The 14,697-nt window shown below is 46.9% G+C and carries 11 protein-coding genes; 4 read left to right on the forward strand and 7 right to left on the reverse strand.

Annotated elements, in window-relative coordinates:
* Positions 1-48 precede the first annotated feature (48 nt).
* The 6 genes from ACKWCC_RS16465 to ACKWCC_RS16490 form a co-directional block, all read right to left on the reverse strand.
* A complete protein-coding gene (locus ACKWCC_RS16465; protein ID WP_413997061.1) occupies positions 49-1,443 on the reverse strand; it encodes a Gfo/Idh/MocA family oxidoreductase in 1,395 nt (464 codons plus the stop codon).
* Positions 1,444-1,882: 439 nt separating this feature from the next.
* The gene (gene secA / locus ACKWCC_RS16470; protein WP_413997062.1) at positions 1,883-5,245 is read right to left on the reverse strand and encodes a preprotein translocase subunit SecA; all 3,363 of its coding nucleotides are present in this window, start codon (positions 5,243-5,245) and stop codon (positions 1,883-1,885) included.
* Between the two features lie 213 nt (positions 5,246-5,458).
* Positions 5,459-5,683 (reverse strand): DUF2795 domain-containing protein, encoded by a 225-nt coding sequence (locus ACKWCC_RS16475; protein WP_413997063.1) that lies wholly within the window; start codon positions 5,681-5,683, stop codon positions 5,459-5,461.
* A 132-nt stretch (positions 5,684-5,815) separates the two neighbouring features.
* Positions 5,816-6,391: a cob(I)yrinic acid a,c-diamide adenosyltransferase gene (locus ACKWCC_RS16480; RefSeq protein WP_413997064.1), complete on the reverse strand. Its 576-nt coding sequence runs from the start codon at positions 6,389-6,391 to the stop codon at positions 5,816-5,818.
* A gap of 542 nt (positions 6,392-6,933) precedes the next feature.
* A complete protein-coding gene (locus tag ACKWCC_RS16485; RefSeq protein WP_413997065.1) occupies positions 6,934-7,080 on the reverse strand; it encodes a hypothetical protein in 147 nt (48 codons plus the stop codon).
* Between the two features lie 115 nt (positions 7,081-7,195).
* Positions 7,196-7,690 (reverse strand): hypothetical protein, encoded by a 495-nt coding sequence (locus ACKWCC_RS16490; RefSeq protein ID WP_413997066.1) that lies wholly within the window; start codon positions 7,688-7,690, stop codon positions 7,196-7,198.
* Between the two features lie 411 nt (positions 7,691-8,101).
* On the opposite strand from ACKWCC_RS16490, the gene ACKWCC_RS16495 reads away from it, so the two are divergent.
* Positions 8,102-8,566, forward strand: coding sequence for a Fur family transcriptional regulator (locus tag ACKWCC_RS16495; RefSeq protein WP_413997067.1), 465 nt, complete (start codon positions 8,102-8,104; stop codon positions 8,564-8,566).
* Between the two features lie 328 nt (positions 8,567-8,894).
* Here the strand turns inward: ACKWCC_RS16495 and ACKWCC_RS16500 are convergent, their stop codons facing one another.
* Positions 8,895-10,115 (reverse strand): bifunctional alpha/beta hydrolase/OsmC family protein, encoded by a 1,221-nt coding sequence (locus ACKWCC_RS16500; RefSeq protein WP_413997068.1) that lies wholly within the window; start codon positions 10,113-10,115, stop codon positions 8,895-8,897.
* A gap of 910 nt (positions 10,116-11,025) precedes the next feature.
* On the opposite strand from ACKWCC_RS16500, the gene ACKWCC_RS16505 reads away from it, so the two are divergent.
* The 3 genes from ACKWCC_RS16505 (at position 11,026) to ACKWCC_RS16515 (ending at position 14,439) form a co-directional block, all read left to right on the forward strand.
* Positions 11,026-11,934 (forward strand): DUF5677 domain-containing protein, encoded by a 909-nt coding sequence (locus ACKWCC_RS16505; RefSeq protein ID WP_413997069.1) that lies wholly within the window; start codon positions 11,026-11,028, stop codon positions 11,932-11,934.
* A 208-nt stretch (positions 11,935-12,142) separates the two neighbouring features.
* Entirely contained in the window at positions 12,143-13,078 is a 936-nt protein-coding gene (locus ACKWCC_RS16510; protein WP_413997070.1) for a hypothetical protein, read from the forward strand.
* A 158-nt stretch (positions 13,079-13,236) separates the two neighbouring features.
* The gene (locus ACKWCC_RS16515) at positions 13,237-14,439 is read left to right on the forward strand and encodes a hypothetical protein (protein WP_413997071.1); all 1,203 of its coding nucleotides are present in this window, start codon (positions 13,237-13,239) and stop codon (positions 14,437-14,439) included.
* Positions 14,440-14,697 lie beyond the last annotated feature (258 nt).

The raw sequence follows: 14,697 nt of genomic DNA on the forward strand, positions 1-14,697 counted from the left end.
ACGCCAGTTTCTTTTGCAAATGTGGCCGCTTTGTGCCGCACTTGCCTTCTAACTGCGCTTTCGCTTGGGTTCCAGTTCGGTAAGGTCTGCAATGTTTATGGGCACTCCGCGCTCTATGCTCCTGCGTGCGGCGATGCCTATGAGTATGGACATGGCGCCATCCCGCAGGCCGGCGGTTCGGTCATAGGGGTCTGGCGCATTGGGATTTGCAAAAATTTTGTCGTGCAGGCGCTTGTCCCCACCACCATGGCCACTTTTTTCCATGGGCACTTCCACCGTCTGGTGCGGCTGCCATAGCTTGTGCACAATAAGGGGCTCCACATAGGTTTCTTCCGCACCGCTCTGTTCCATCTCCTTGGCGTGCTTTTCCGCTTCGGCAACCGTGCTGTTCTTTAGGTAGGGGATGTCTTGCCAGGCTTCCATGCGGCCTTTGGTGCCATTGAAGGCCACGCGCCAGCCCTCGTAGGGAGAATAGGTGGTAAGGGAGTAATTGAGGATGGTGTTGTCCCTGTATCTCACCTGGGCGCTCATTTTATCGTAAATGTCCACATTTTCCCGAAAGAGGCAATTGTCCCTGATATACCCGTCTTCGTGCTCATGGTCCACGTACAGTTTTTTTAAAAAGGGCTCTTTGTTGATGTCCCAATAAAAATCGCAACTGTTCTGGTACTGGCAACTCCGGCAATTTTTGCCGCGTTGCGGCCCGTTCTTTCCGTAAAATTCCAAATCTCCGTAGGCAAACACCTGCTCTGGCTCCGAATTTATCCACCAATTGAGGAGGTCAAAATGATGGGTGGCCTTGTGCACCCAGAGCGATCCGCCGCTTTCCATTTCCCCGTGCCACCTTCTAAAATAGGAGGCGCCATGGTAGGTGTTCAGGTACCAGTTGAAGTCTATGGAGACCAAGTCGCCTATGCTGCCGTTCTGGAGCAGTTCCTTGATCTTGGTGGCGTAGGGGCTCCACCGATAGTTGAAGCCCACGATGAGCTTTTTGTCCGACCGTTTTTCTGCGTCAATGATTTCCTGGCACTTGAACTCGTCCGTGGTCATGGGCTTTTCCGTGAGCACGTCGCAACCCATGTCCAGGCCCTTGACAATGAACTCGTGGTGGTTGGAGTCTTTGGTGGTCACAATGACGAGGTCCGGCCTGGTGGTCTTCACCATCTCATCAAAATCGGTGAAGAGGGGGCAATCGGTGCCAATATATTTTTGTCCATAGGCCAATCTGCTGGCGTTGTGGTCGCTGAGCCCCACAAACTCCAAGATATCGGAATATTGGTCCACCAGGCGCTTGCCCCAGAAGGTAATGCCCCGGATCCCGGTGCCCACCAAGGCCACCTTCAATTTTTTGGAAGGTGCAAAGGCAAAACTGCTTAGGGGCATGGCCGTACTGGCGGCCAACATGCTAATGGAAGAGAGGAAGGTACGGCGGGAAGTAGTCATCTTTTTTGATTTTAAACAAGAAAGTTAGCCAAAATTATGGACCAACCCTATTTAAGATGTTAAATTGATTGGGGTTTTGATGCTTAGGATGAACGGGGCAGCGTTTTATTCAGAATTTGGGGAGGTGCCCCCTGAAGCTTTGTTTTGGAGTCGGTCATACTGGTTCCCTTTTTTTCTTGGGAAATCATCCCATTGAAAATAAGCAGATGCAGGGTTTCTTTTTACGACCTACTTCAAAATAAAAATACGCCGTAGCTGGGCCATGCCCGATCTTTCTTTTCCGCAGGCCAAAAAAACAACTCAATTTCTTTGGTTGACTTTCAAAAGGGAACTGGAGTCATTTTTCTGGCACATTTCCAAAGAGCGTTGGTGGCAGTGGGAGCGGGGACAAAAAAAGGCATCCACCTGGGATGCCTTGAAATGCTTTGGGCAGGGCCCACTAATCTTCCGTGAGCACCCAATCTCCCTTCTGGATCAAGGGCTCCGCTTGTTTGTATTTCACGGTCTTGCTCTCACCGCTCATGACATTTTTTATGGTAACGCGTTCGTTCCTTCCAATTTTGGGCCGTTCCCGTACAATGGTTTCGGTCACGGCGGGCCTTTGGCGTTGGGTTTGGCCAGCGGCCCTGTGCTTGGCGGCAAGCTCATCGCTGTTGGGGATCTCTTCCTTGGAGGTCTTGAGCTTTTCCTTGGGCCTTCTTACGTTTCTTGCCTCCTGGATCTCATTGGGATTGCCCGTGGGCAGTTCTCCCTTGAACAAGAAGGAGACCACTTCCTTGTTCACCTTTTCGATCATGGCCTTGAAGAGCTCAAAGGCTTCGAACTTATAGATCAAAAGGGGATCTTTTTGCTCGTGCACGGCCAATTGAACGGATTGTTTCAGCTCGTCCATTTTTCTCAGGTGCGTTTTCCAGGAGTCGTCTATGATGGCCAGGGAGATGTTCTTCTCAAAATCGGTCACCAGCTGCTTGCCCTCACTTTCGTAGGCCTCTTGCAGGTTGGTGACCACGTTCAGGGTCTTTACGCCGTCGGTGAAGGGCACCACAATCCGCTCAAAATTGTTGCTGTTGTCCTCGTACACTTGTTTAATGACGGGGAGGGCCGTGGCCGCGTTGCGTTCCATTTTTTCCTTGTAGTGGTCATAGGCCGCCTTGTACACCTTGTGGGTAATGTCCTGTGGGGTCATTTTGGCAAACTCCTCCTCGTTTACCGGCGAGGTCATGGAGAAGTACTTGATGAGTTCAAACTCAAAATTCTTGTAATCGTTGGCGGCCTTGTTGGTGTCCGCGATCAGTTCACAGGTGTCATAGATCATGTTGGCAATGTCCACCTGTAGCCTTTCGCCCTGCAGGGCGTGGCGTCTTCTTTTGTACACCACCTCGCGTTGGGCGTTCATGACATCGTCATATTCCAAGAGCCTTTTGCGTACCCCAAAGTTGTTCTCCTCCACTTTTTTCTGTGCCCGTTCTATGGACTTGGTCATCATGCTGTGCTGTATGACCTCGCCCTCTTCCAAGCCCATTTTGTCCATCATCTTGGCCACTCGGTCCGATCCAAAAAGGCGCATAAGGTTGTCTTCCAGGGACACGTAGAACTGGGAGCTTCCGGGATCTCCCTGCCTTCCCGATCTACCGCGCAGCTGCCTGTCCACCCTTCTGGAGTCGTGCCTTTCCGTACCCACAATGGCGAGTCCGCCGGCCTTTTTCACGGCGTCGGTGAGTTTAATGTCCGTTCCCCTTCCCGCCATGTTGGTGGCAATGGTGACCACACCAGGCTTGCCCGCTTCGGCCACCACATCTGCCTCTTTTTTGTGTAGCTTGGCGTTGAGCACGTTGTGCTCCACCTTTCTTATGGTGAGCATGCGGGAGAGCAGTTCTGAAATCTCCACTGAGGTGGTGCCGATCAGTACCGGCCTTCCTTCCCGGCTCAGTTTGGTGACCTCTTCTATGATGGCATTGTACTTTTCCCTTTTTGTCTTGTAGATGAGGTCGTTGCGATCGTCCCGGGCAATGGGCCTGTTGGTGGGTATCTCCACCACGTCCAATTTGTAGATTTCCCAGAATTCCCCGGCCTCCGTGACCGCGGTGCCCGTCATACCCGCCAGTTTGCTGTACATTCTAAAGTAGTTCTGCAGGGTCACCGTGGCAAAGGTCTGGGTCAGCGCCTCGATCTTTACGTTCTCTTTGGCCTCTATGGCCTGGTGCAGCCCGTCTGAGTACCGCCGGCCGTCCATGATGCGCCCGGTCTGCTCATCCACGATCATGACCTTGTTGTCCATGACCACATATTCCACGTCCTTTTCAAAAAGGGTGTAGGCCTTTAGGAGTTGGCTCATGGTATGGATGCGCTCGCTCTTTACCGTGAAGTCCTTGAAGAGTTCTTCCTTTAGTTCTGCCTCTTTTTCTATCTCCAGCCCCTGCTGTTCTATCTTCGCAATTTCTGCCCCTATGTCCGGCATGACAAAGAAGTCCCTGTTCTTTTCTCCGGAGAGATAGTCCACCCCTTTGTCCGTGAGTTCTATTTGGTTGTTCTTTTCATCGATGACAAACAAGAGGTCCTCATCTACCTTGGGCATTTCCCTATTGTTGTCCTGCATGTAAAAGTTCTCTGTCTTTTGCAGCAATTGTTTGATGCCCTCTTCGCTGAGGTATTTAATGAGGGCCTTGTTCTTGGGCAGTCCGCGGTAAACCCTCAGGAGCAAAAACCCGCCCTCTTTGGTGTCTCCCTCGGCAATGAGCTTTTTGGCCTCGGCCAGCACCCCGGTAAGGTGCTGGCGCTGTTTTTGCACAATTTCGTGCACCTGGGGTTTTAGTTCGTTGAATTCATGGCGATCGCCCTCGGGCACGGGCCCGGAGATGATCAATGGGGTACGGGCATCGTCCACCAAAACGGAATCCACCTCATCCACTATGGCGTAGTTGTGCGGGCGCTGCACCAGGTCCTTTGGGGTATGGGCCATGTTGTCCCTGAGGTAATCAAAGCCAAATTCGTTGTTGGTGCCGTAGGTAATGTCTGCGTGGTAGGCCTGTCTGCGCCCCTCGGAATTGGGGGTGTGGTGGTCTATGCAGTCCACGGAGAGGCCGTGGAACTCAAAAATGGGCGCCATCCAGGCGCTGTCCCTTTTGGCCAGGTAGTCGTTCACCGTGACCAGGTGGGCTCCCTTTCCGCCCAGGGCGTTCAGGTAAAGGGGCAGGGTGGCCACCAAGGTCTTTCCCTCTCCCGTTTGCATTTCGGCAATTTTTCCCTGGTGCAGGGCAATGCCCCCAATGAGCTGCACGTCATAGTGCACCATGTCCCAGGTAACCTCCTTGCCGGCGGCGTCCCAGCTGTTGCGCCATACGGCCCGGTCTCCATCCAGGGTCACATAGTCTTTGGTGCCGCTTAGCTTACGGTCAAATTCAGTGGCCGTGACGGTAAGGGTCTCATTGTCCTTAAAGCGTTTGGCGGTTTCCTTTACCACCGCAAAGGCCTGGGGGAGGAGTTCGTTGAGGGTCTTTTCCGAAACTTTGTAAGATTCCTCCTTGAGCTTGTCTATCTCGGCATAGAGGTCTTCGTTCCTGTCTATGTCCGTGGAAGCCTGCACTTCCTCTTCCAGGGTCTTGATCTTGTCCGTGAACTCCTTCCTGGCCGTTTCTATGGCGTCCTTGAACTCCTGTGTCTTTTGGCGGAGGGCATCATGGCCAAGCTGTTCAAATTCGCTCTCGTGCGATTTTATTTTCTGCACCAGCGGTTGCAGTTCCTTGACGTCTTTTTTGGATTTATCGCCTACAAAGGCCTTTAAGAGTGAATTGATGAAATTCATGGGTATGTCTAGATTTTAATGTTGGCCGGAAAAAATCCATCTTTTGCGGCCGGCGGTCCTTGCGCCTTTCCTGTTTTGGCGCCATGGTTGGGGAAGGGGCAAAAAGCGTTCCATCTTCCGCTGTGGGTACCGCATTGTCCTTATCCCTGTCAAAATTACATAAAAAAAAAGCCTCCTAGGAGACTTTTGGGCAGTAAATGCATTAGGGTGCGATCAGTATTCGTCCTCGTTCCAAAGGTAGTCCTCTTCGGTGGGATAATCTGGCCAGATCTCTTCGATGGACTCGTATATTTCGCCGCCCTCCTCTTCCATGGCCTGCAGGTTTTCCACTACCTCCAACGGGGCACCTGTCCTGATGGAATAGTCAATAAGCTCGTCCTTGCTGGCCGGCCAGGGCGCATCGCTCAAGTAAGATGCCAGTTCTAATGTCCAATACATGGTGGTAACGTGTTTTTAAATTTTTGCAAAAATAATTTTTAAATGGTAACGGCCAAGATAATTTGCATTTATTTGGCCATCTTCCCAGAACATACAAATAGATATGCACATAACGAAGAAAAACTGAAAATATTAGACCCCCTTTTCGGGAATCCATTTTACCTCCTCGCCACCCAGGTCCAGGGAAAGCTTGCGCGAGAGCACAAAAAGATAGTCAGACAATCGGTTCAGGTAGCGCAGCACCTCCGGGTCAAAAGGCTCGTTCTCGTGCAACAGGGTGGCCATGCGCTCTGCGCGGCGGCAAACCGTTCTGGCCAGGTGACAATATGACACGGTGGTGTGGCCCCCCGGCAAGATAAAGTGGGTCATGGGGGGCAATTGGGCATCCATACGGTCAATGGCCCCTTCCAGAAAGGCAATGTCCGCATCCTTGATCCGCGGAATGTTTAGGCGTTCCCTTCCATTTTTCAAGGTGGCCTTTTGGGGGTCCGTGGCCAAAATGGCGCCCACGGTAAAGAGCTTTTCCTGTATATGCATCAGGGTTTCCTTTCCCTCTTGGTGCATGGGCTGGTCCCTTAGCAGTCCCAGCCAGGCATTGAGCTCGTCCACGGTGCCGTAACTGTCTATGCGAATATGGTGCTTGGGCACACGGGTGCCTCCAAAAAGGGCCGTTGTGCCCTGGTCTCCGGTCTTGGTGTATATCTTCATTCGTTGTCTTAGTATTGAGTGTATGGTATAAAGTACTGAGTATTTAGTATTAAGTATTGAGTACTGAGTAAAAGGGGTTCAATTTTCCCATTTCAACCTTCCCATTTCCCCTTTCGTATTTCCGTACTTTCAGCAGATGGCCGCGTCGCTGGGAGACTGCTTGCCAAACTTCAACATTTAGATGGCTCCTCGCCATGACGTTTTTAAATTTTCAACCCCAAACTTCGAACATCCAATTTCGTGATTCAGTACTGAGTTTTGAGTACTGAGTATTAAGTAATGAGTATTTAGTATTAAGTATTGAGTAAAGGGGGTTTAATTTTCCCATTTCAACCTTCCCATTTCCCCTTTCGTATTTCCGTACTTTCAACAGATGGCCGCGTCGCTGGGAGACTGCTTGCCAAACTTCAACATTTAGAGGGCTCCTCGCGATGACGTTTTTAAATTTTCAACCCTACACTTCGAACTTCCAATTTTGTGATTCAGTGCTGAGTACTGAGTACTGAGTACCGAGTATTAAGTATTAAGCATCCGATCCCTGCTCACTCTTTTTGCTCCCGCTCTTTACGTTTGTATTTCTCCATGAATTTTCTCGATTTCCGTTCCTTGGCCTGTCTCCTGTTCATGATGGTCACGGCCAGGTAGATCACGATGAGGACACCTAGAATGATGTAGATGGTATTGTCCATGGGATTTGTGTTTGTTCCACCTCAAAAATAAGGAAAAGAAGATGTACCTGCACATCTTTTTCCGCCCAGGGCGCCATTGGCCGCGGTGGCATCCCGCCGTACCCGTTCCCAGGATTTAGGTACGCAGGGTAAAGTGTTCCTTGGCCTGCTCCCGCCCAAAAAAAACAACACCACAATGGAACAGGTCCAGGGTAACCCTGCCGCGCGGCTCTTGAAGCAGTTGCTTCCAGGCCCTAAACCGTTCACGGCTTTTGTGTATGTCCGGCACCACCAGCATGCCCCCGGCCGCCATTGCCGGTGCCGCCCCAAAAAAGGCATTGGGAAGGCCTTTGTTCAGATAGGCCACTTGGGGCGCTTTGGGCTGCCAACGGATGGGGCCGCACTGTTGTTCCAGCTTGCTTTTCAGCTGGGGCCGCTCATGGAACAACCATACCCCATCAAAACTAAAGTACCTTATGCTCTGGGCCAGTACGGCCTCTGTGGCCGTTAGTCCGCCCGGCTTTTTTTGGTGCAGGCAGCGGGTGAGGTAACCGTACACAAAGGGCGAGTGCACCCCGTGCGCATTGGTGCTGGCCAGAAGGAATTTTAGATAGCTTATTAAAGGATACACGAGCTTTCTTTGAGCCGCGAAATTAGGAAAATACTCCAGATGCAGCAGCCAAACGGTTGGCGAAGCGTTTTGCAAAAGCGGGGTGCTGCCCTTCCTGCCCACAAAGGGAATGCTCCCCGAAAGGGCTCCGGTTGCCGAAAACCAGCTGCAGGGCCCCACGGAAGGCCAAGGGCACATCAACCTAAAAAAAAAGGCACGGCCCGCACCGGCATCATCAGGGAGAAAGGCCCTTTCTTGGGCGGCAGCTGTCCAAGTCACGGAAAACGGCCCCTCCCCGAACACTGTTCTTATTAAGAATGAGTTTGAATTAGCGTTAAAAATGACATAACTCATATAATAATGTGGAACTTATGCTTTATTTTATGGTTTGAACGAGAATTTGAACGTACCACGGTATAAATTGCAACAATTATGGCATGTGAGAGTAGTTTTAAGATCATTAAAGGCGTGTTGACCCGTTTTTTGGAGGAAAATGGACACCGAAAGACGCCAGAACGCTATGCCATCCTGGAGGAGATCTACAATATTGACGAGCACATGGATGTGGATACCCTCTATGTGCACATGAAGAACGAGGGCTTTCGGGTGAGCCGGGCCACCATTTACAACACCATTGAGCTGCTGCTGGATGCCGGCCTGGTGCGCAAGCACCAGTTTGGCGACAAACAGGCCCACTACGAGAAATCTTTCTTTGATGGTGGGCACGATCACATTATCCTTACCGATACCGGTGAGGTGGTGGAGTTTACCGATCCCCGGGTAGAGGCCATTAAAAAGACCATTGAGGAGGTGTTTGACATTAAGATAGAAAAGCACTCCCTTTATTTCTACGGGAAGCGCAACTCCGAAAAAGTGACGGAAGAGGTAGTGGGCTAGCCAAGGCCTCCCTTTTGTCCGGGTCCGCGTTGTTGGCCCCATGCACCAGACCACGCCACAGCGCGCCAGGCCCCGCGCCAGGGCGCAAAAATTACTTGCTTCCATCATGGCCCGTGCTGCCGCACGCTTTGGCACTGCACCTAAATTTTACGGCTTACTGGCTTGGAGCACCAGTTTTCCCAGAAAGGGATGGTTGGCGCAGAGGCGCGGAGGGGACCGTTTACGCGACTTGCCGGGCCATACCGCCGGGCCAATGGCTGTATCTTTACGTATCCAGAGCCCGGCCAAGATGGCCGGGCACCGCAATTCAATGGCCTGTACCCCGCAACTATTCCAGTAATTCGGTGGCTATGATCACCTCGCTTTGCAAGGTCTTGTGCACCGGGCATTTAGACGCAATTTCGGCAAGGCGCTGCCGCTGGGCCGTATCCAGGTTGCCCACAAACCGCAATTTTTTCTGCAAGTGGTCCAAGCGTTTGGGCTCATCCAGATCCAGCTTTAGGTCGTCACTGTGCTTTTTGGAATAGGTGATGTACACAAACACCTCCCGTAGGTCCCACTTCTTGCGCTCGGCATACAACTTTAGGGTCATGGCGGTACAGGCGGCCAATCCCGCATTGAGGAACTCATAGGGCGAGGGGCCAAAATCGTCCCCACCAACACTGCCGGGCTCATCGGCAATGAAGGCGTGCCGTTTGGTCTGTATGGAGGTGGTAAAGTGGTCTTCCACCAGGTTCAGATGGCCCACCAGCTGTTCGCCCTCGGGGTCCGGCATGGCATGCTCCACCGGTTCAAAATAGCGCTGTACCCAACTGCCGATCATGTTGCCGGCATAGGCGCTGTCCCTGGATTCGGTCAGGAGGTGGTCTGCCTGGTCCAAGCTAATGAAGCTCTTTGGGTGGTGGGCATTGTGGTAGAGCTGGTGGGCGTTCTCCACGCCAACAATTTGATCAAAAGGGGCGTGCATGATCAAGAGGGGCTTGCGCAGCTCTTTGGTAATCTTGGGCAGATCGGTCTTCCCAAAGTCGGCCACAAATTCTTGGTCGATCTTAAACGGCCTGCCGCCAATGTTCACCTCCACCTCGCCCTTTTCCTTCACCTCTTCCAGGCCGTGTGAGAACAGATGGGTCACGTGCTGCACCGTAGCCGGGGCGCCAATGGTGGCCACTGCCTTAATGTTCTCCAACTTGGACGCCGCCACGATCGCCGCCGCCCCGCCCAGGGAGTGGCCCACCAGGAGGGAGGGCGCTTGGTAGTGCTTTGCCAGGTGGTCACTGACGGACAGCAGATCTTCTATGTTTCCGGAGAAGTGGCTCTCGGCAAAGGCACCCTCACTGCGCCCAAGGCCCGTAAAATCGAACCGTACCACCCCAAAGCCGTGCTGGGTCAGGGCCCTGCTGATGTTCTTTACCGCGCCCAAGGTGCTGTTACAGGTAAAGCAATGGGCAAAAATGGCGTAGTGGTTGGGCTTTTGGTTGGCCGGCAGCTCCAGGTACGCCTGTAATTTATGGCCTTTTTTATTGGGTATCTCCAGTTTTGTGCTCTTCATTTCGTTGTGCTTTGTGTTATGGTATTGGTGCTGTGCGCACCTTCATTTTCTTTAGAAAGGTGGCAAAAACAGCTGCCCGAAAAATAGGCCTTCCAGTGGTGGCCCAAGGTGTGCCCGTTTTGCGTATTCATATTATCTATTTGGGTGTGACCCAAGGGTTTCGTTGGCCCTGTTGCCCGGAGGGCAAGCACCCCCCAGGTTTGGACGCCAATTTATGGAATTCCTTACGCCCCGTGCCCATTTTTCTTTATCGGCCCCGCGGCCGGCCTTTTTTGGTTCGCGGTCCAATGGGAAACCAAGCACCATGCCCACCGGGGCGCTTCACGGCGGGTAACCCATGAACCCGTGGAGGTCAGGGCATCCAAACTAAGCTAGGGGGGGCACTGCCCCAAAAGTGGCCTCATAAAAGTACGCCAAATCCCTGGATCGGGCCCGTCCGCGCTCCCTTTGGGACCATATGAAAAAGCAATTGCAAAGTCGGCCCCGGCACCTTGGTCTCACAGTGCCGGGGGCCGGGGCCATTTGGGCGCTTACCCAACCACGGTGGCAGTTATCAGGGCAATGTGTCGGATACCGACCCAAATGGACAAGGGGGGAAGGCGTGGGCGTTCCCTGCGGGCCGGGCTATGCGCTGCAAGTCCGCGCTCGTGCCTCGCTGTGGGCTTTCCGCTCCTATCCCTAACGCGGGCCCCGGGGCTTGCCAGGTGCCTGGGGCCCTAGGGACCCCTTTCGGTGTTGCAGTGGTGGCCCTCATGCTTGGTTGGGCCAAGATGCCACCGGGACCATTGATAGGGATGCCAAAATGGCCCACAGCGGCAGCACGAACACCAAAAGTTTTGTTATCTTGTGCGTATAATGGGTATATGATCAATGATCATATTCCTACGTTAGCAACAAGCTCAAAAAACCGATGACCAAAGATATTCTTTACAATAATCCACTAGCATTTTACGAAGTTCTACTACTCGGGCCATTGACGGAAATCTATACTGCTCGAAAAGAAACAGAGTTAAGCGAATGGATGGAATATTCAACCTTACTCATTGATAAATTTGCGATTCATTCATCTTCATTTTTTCATTTATCTAACGGAATAATTGAGCATAAAAAATCTGGAGAAATTAAGAAAATGAACGGTTATGACCTGTTTACGGTAAATACAACAATTAGGGTCTTAATTGAAACTTACGTTGCATTTAATCACATTTTCGTAGAACCAAAAACTAATTCCGAAAAACACTTTCGTTTTCTACTCTGGAAACTGGATGGACTTTATCAAGAAAAAAAATACGAAATTGAATTAACCGATTACAAAGAAATAGAAGAAGTTCTAAAGGAAAGAGATAATCAGATTTCAAAAACTATTTCAGAAATTGAAAAATCCGAGTTTATAAATAGTATCCCAAAAAACTATTTAATTAAGATTTTTGACCCAAGCAAAAAAAAATCAAAATGGAGATTTTTAATTAAAAACAACAGATTGAGAGTCTTACAGATAATTGATTTAATAAAACATTGCTGTAAGACAAGAGCATTTATAAATACCTATAAACACTCTTCAATACATACTCATTCGAATTATCCAGCGATTGAAGAATTCAGGAAAGTAAAAGGAAAAGTTATTTCATCCGAATATACTGACCCATTTACACGCCTAGCAATTTATCTAACTTGTTTATTTATAAATGACATTTGTGAAATTGACAATAATTCAAATCAAAAGTTGAACGAAATGGAACTTGGCTTTAAGAACTTTATAGTTGGAATAAGCAAGAACATAAAAGAAACTGAGGAAAAGCCAGTTGCTAACAATGTATAAAAAAAATAGGGCGGTAAGTGCTGAATTTAAAGGCTTGGGCGTATTTGTGAAGTCGCCAAATCTTTTGATTTGGTTTTTAGAAAAATAAGGTAAAAACAAAATGCAAAAGATTTGGCTTGTGACTAAACGTATAGAACATCGCTTACGATCTGCCCTACTTTTCTTATACTCACCGTTGTGTGCAATGTGACCAATCAATACGAAAATTATGAGTGAACAAAAAATAGAACATCTTCAGTTACATTATTATTTATCGAATAATGAACATTCGATGGACGCAAAAATTTTTAATACAGTAGAAGCTGAATTATTAAAAATCGTTGATGAAGTAACAAAAATTCTTGATTTAGAAGTATCTATTGAAGTTCAAGCTCTTGAAGAAGGTGGTTTAAAAGCCATTTACAAATTTTGGAATAAAAAGAAAAATAGGAGAAAAGTTGTAATAGTTGGAACTTTCTTTGCTGGAATAGTTGCTACAATAATGTCTGACGTAATTTCTCAAAAAATAAATTCAGACCCAGAAATGGAACGATTGAAAAAAGAGAAATTAGAGCTGGAAATTAAAAAATTAAAAAAAGAACTGAACGAAGACAAAAATGAGGAAAATGAAGAACAGGAAGAATTTATAGTTGACCAAGAATTTATAAACGAGCTTTCTATTTATATTTCGGAACTTAATAAAGTTAAAATATCGAAATCAAAATTTTATGAAAATCTGCTAAATGTTGGAAAAGTTGACCAAGTTTCAACACAAGAATTAGATGAAAATCTGGAACCGAAATCTCAAGAAAAGATAGTCCCAAGAAAAGATTTTAACTTATTCATTGTAAAAGATAAGGACATTGACCCTGAATATCTGAACGACATAGAATTAGAAATTGTTTCGCCCGTTTTGAAAAGAAGCAGAATGAGCTGGAAAGCAGTTCATCAAGGAGAACAAATAACTTTTACTCTTAAAGATGAGAATTTCAAAAATTTAATAATAAATAAGAATTTGCAATTTTCAAATGGAACTAAAATTATTTGTGATTTAGAGATAAAGCAAAAAATTACTGATGACGGAGAAATTATTAGAGCTGGAAAAACTGTTTATAATGTTACGCAAATAGTTTATACAGATGGAGATATAATTGATATAATATAAAAACACTGCACACAACACCGTGTATAATTAATGGCTAGTTATAGCCTACTTACGAAAATCCTCGCGGATTTTCTATTCGGTATTTATTTGCTAAATTACGTGCTAAACCACGCCACTAATCATACACAAACACGTTGTGCGTCATTTAAAAAAATACAATGAATATTGAAACTCTCCCTCTAACATCTAACGAATTAGAAATAATTCAAAAGAAATATGAAAAACGATATTCAAAATTCAAAAGCACTTCACTTATTGCTATAATACTCGGGATTGCAGCATTATTTACTCCACCCGAAGTTTGGAACTTTCTAAAAGTCTTTGATAAAAAACAAGGTATTAGGAACTTAGAAGATGTAAATGAATATATGTTTCAAAACCCCACCATGATAGTTATTGTAATATTAGCAGTTACTTCGATAATTTTTCTTAGCAAGTATATTTTCATCAACCCGCTTAAAAAAGATTTAAAAGAAAAAGAAAAAATAAGAGGACAATTTCAGATAACTAGGATAGAAAATATTGGAAAAAGAGTTTCAGAAAAATTGGGAGGTTTGGATACAATTTTACATTTTGAAAAAAACACCACAAAAATCAAAAAACATCTTTTTAACAAGACAGATAAACCTGAATTACTGAATGCGAAAGGAATTATAATTGAACAATCTAAGCATACGGGCATTATATTTTTAGAAAAAATTATTCAAAATTCAATTAATGAAAAAATAGGAAGTGAGTTACAAGAACAATTCAATCAGACTAAAAAACAGTTTTTAAATAAACGAGAACTACATCCTTTATTTGAACAATTCAAAAATTATATTTCGAAAATAAATATTGAAGAATTAATTTCAGATTTTGAAAAAGAAATTGACTTGAATATTGATGCATGGTGGACAAATTCAGAAAAAAAAGTAGATTTAAATTCCAAAATATTGGCGATTCTTTTCACACATCGCGATTTAGCAGACAAGAACCCTGAAGCAAATGTATATGGTGTTAATGAGGTAAATAATCCTCTACAAATTGTAACTGAATCATACGATTTAGGCTCGCATGACTACGCTGATGGATATTATGCTCTTCCTGGAATTACATTAACTTTCTGCAAAGAGCTGCATAAACTCGATTACACTAGTTTGAAAAACACAGAATATGAAGGGCTGGATTGGTATGATTTTGATGGACGAATTGAGCTTTTCGATTCGTATAGATTTGCATTAAAGTATGCATTGCACAAAAGTCTCTCAAACCTCGAAAAAAGAAATAGATTTAATAAAATAAACTCAACTAAACCACTTCATTTTTTAGTACAAGAATATCACGATGGAAAGGTTACTCCTGTACTAATCGTGGAATAAAACGAACGCACAACAAAACCTATAAACAATACGGGCTTCGGGCTTATTAGCAAGGGTTTGTGTATTTTTATGAAGTCCGCAAAATCTTTTGGATTTTGATCTGGACAGGAAAAAATAAATCAAAACAAAAAGATTTTGAAAGCTACCCCAAAATCCGGAGTGCTCTAAAATGGGAAAATGAGTAACTTTAAATTTTGGGACAATGAAAAAAAGCAAGTTTACAGAGAGCCAGATCATCGGGATGATCCGGCAGTACGA

The sequence above is a fragment of the Maribacter aquimarinus genome (assembly GCF_047345505.1).
Taxonomy (GTDB): domain Bacteria; phylum Bacteroidota; class Bacteroidia; order Flavobacteriales; family Flavobacteriaceae; genus Maribacter.

Coding starts and splice junctions, on each gene's coding strand:
- ACKWCC_RS16465 (WP_413997061.1), bottom strand. CDS start 1,443: ATGACTACTTCCCGCCGTACCTTCCTCTCTTCCATTAGCATGTTGGCC.
- secA (WP_413997062.1), bottom strand. CDS start 5,245: ATGAATTTCATCAATTCACTCTTAAAGGCCTTTGTAGGCGATAAATCC.
- ACKWCC_RS16475 (WP_413997063.1), bottom strand. CDS start 5,683: ATGTATTGGACATTAGAACTGGCATCTTACTTGAGCGATGCGCCCTGG.
- ACKWCC_RS16480 (WP_413997064.1), bottom strand. CDS start 6,391: ATGAAGATATACACCAAGACCGGAGACCAGGGCACAACGGCCCTTTTT.
- ACKWCC_RS16485 (WP_413997065.1), bottom strand. CDS start 7,080: ATGGACAATACCATCTACATCATTCTAGGTGTCCTCATCGTGATCTAC.
- ACKWCC_RS16495 (WP_413997067.1), top strand. CDS start 8,102: ATGGCATGTGAGAGTAGTTTTAAGATCATTAAAGGCGTGTTGACCCGT.
- ACKWCC_RS16500 (WP_413997068.1), bottom strand. CDS start 10,115: ATGAAGAGCACAAAACTGGAGATACCCAATAAAAAAGGCCATAAATTA.
- ACKWCC_RS16505 (WP_413997069.1), top strand. CDS start 11,026: ATGACCAAAGATATTCTTTACAATAATCCACTAGCATTTTACGAAGTT.
- ACKWCC_RS16510 (WP_413997070.1), top strand. CDS start 12,143: ATGAGTGAACAAAAAATAGAACATCTTCAGTTACATTATTATTTATCG.
- ACKWCC_RS16515 (WP_413997071.1), top strand. CDS start 13,237: ATGAATATTGAAACTCTCCCTCTAACATCTAACGAATTAGAAATAATT.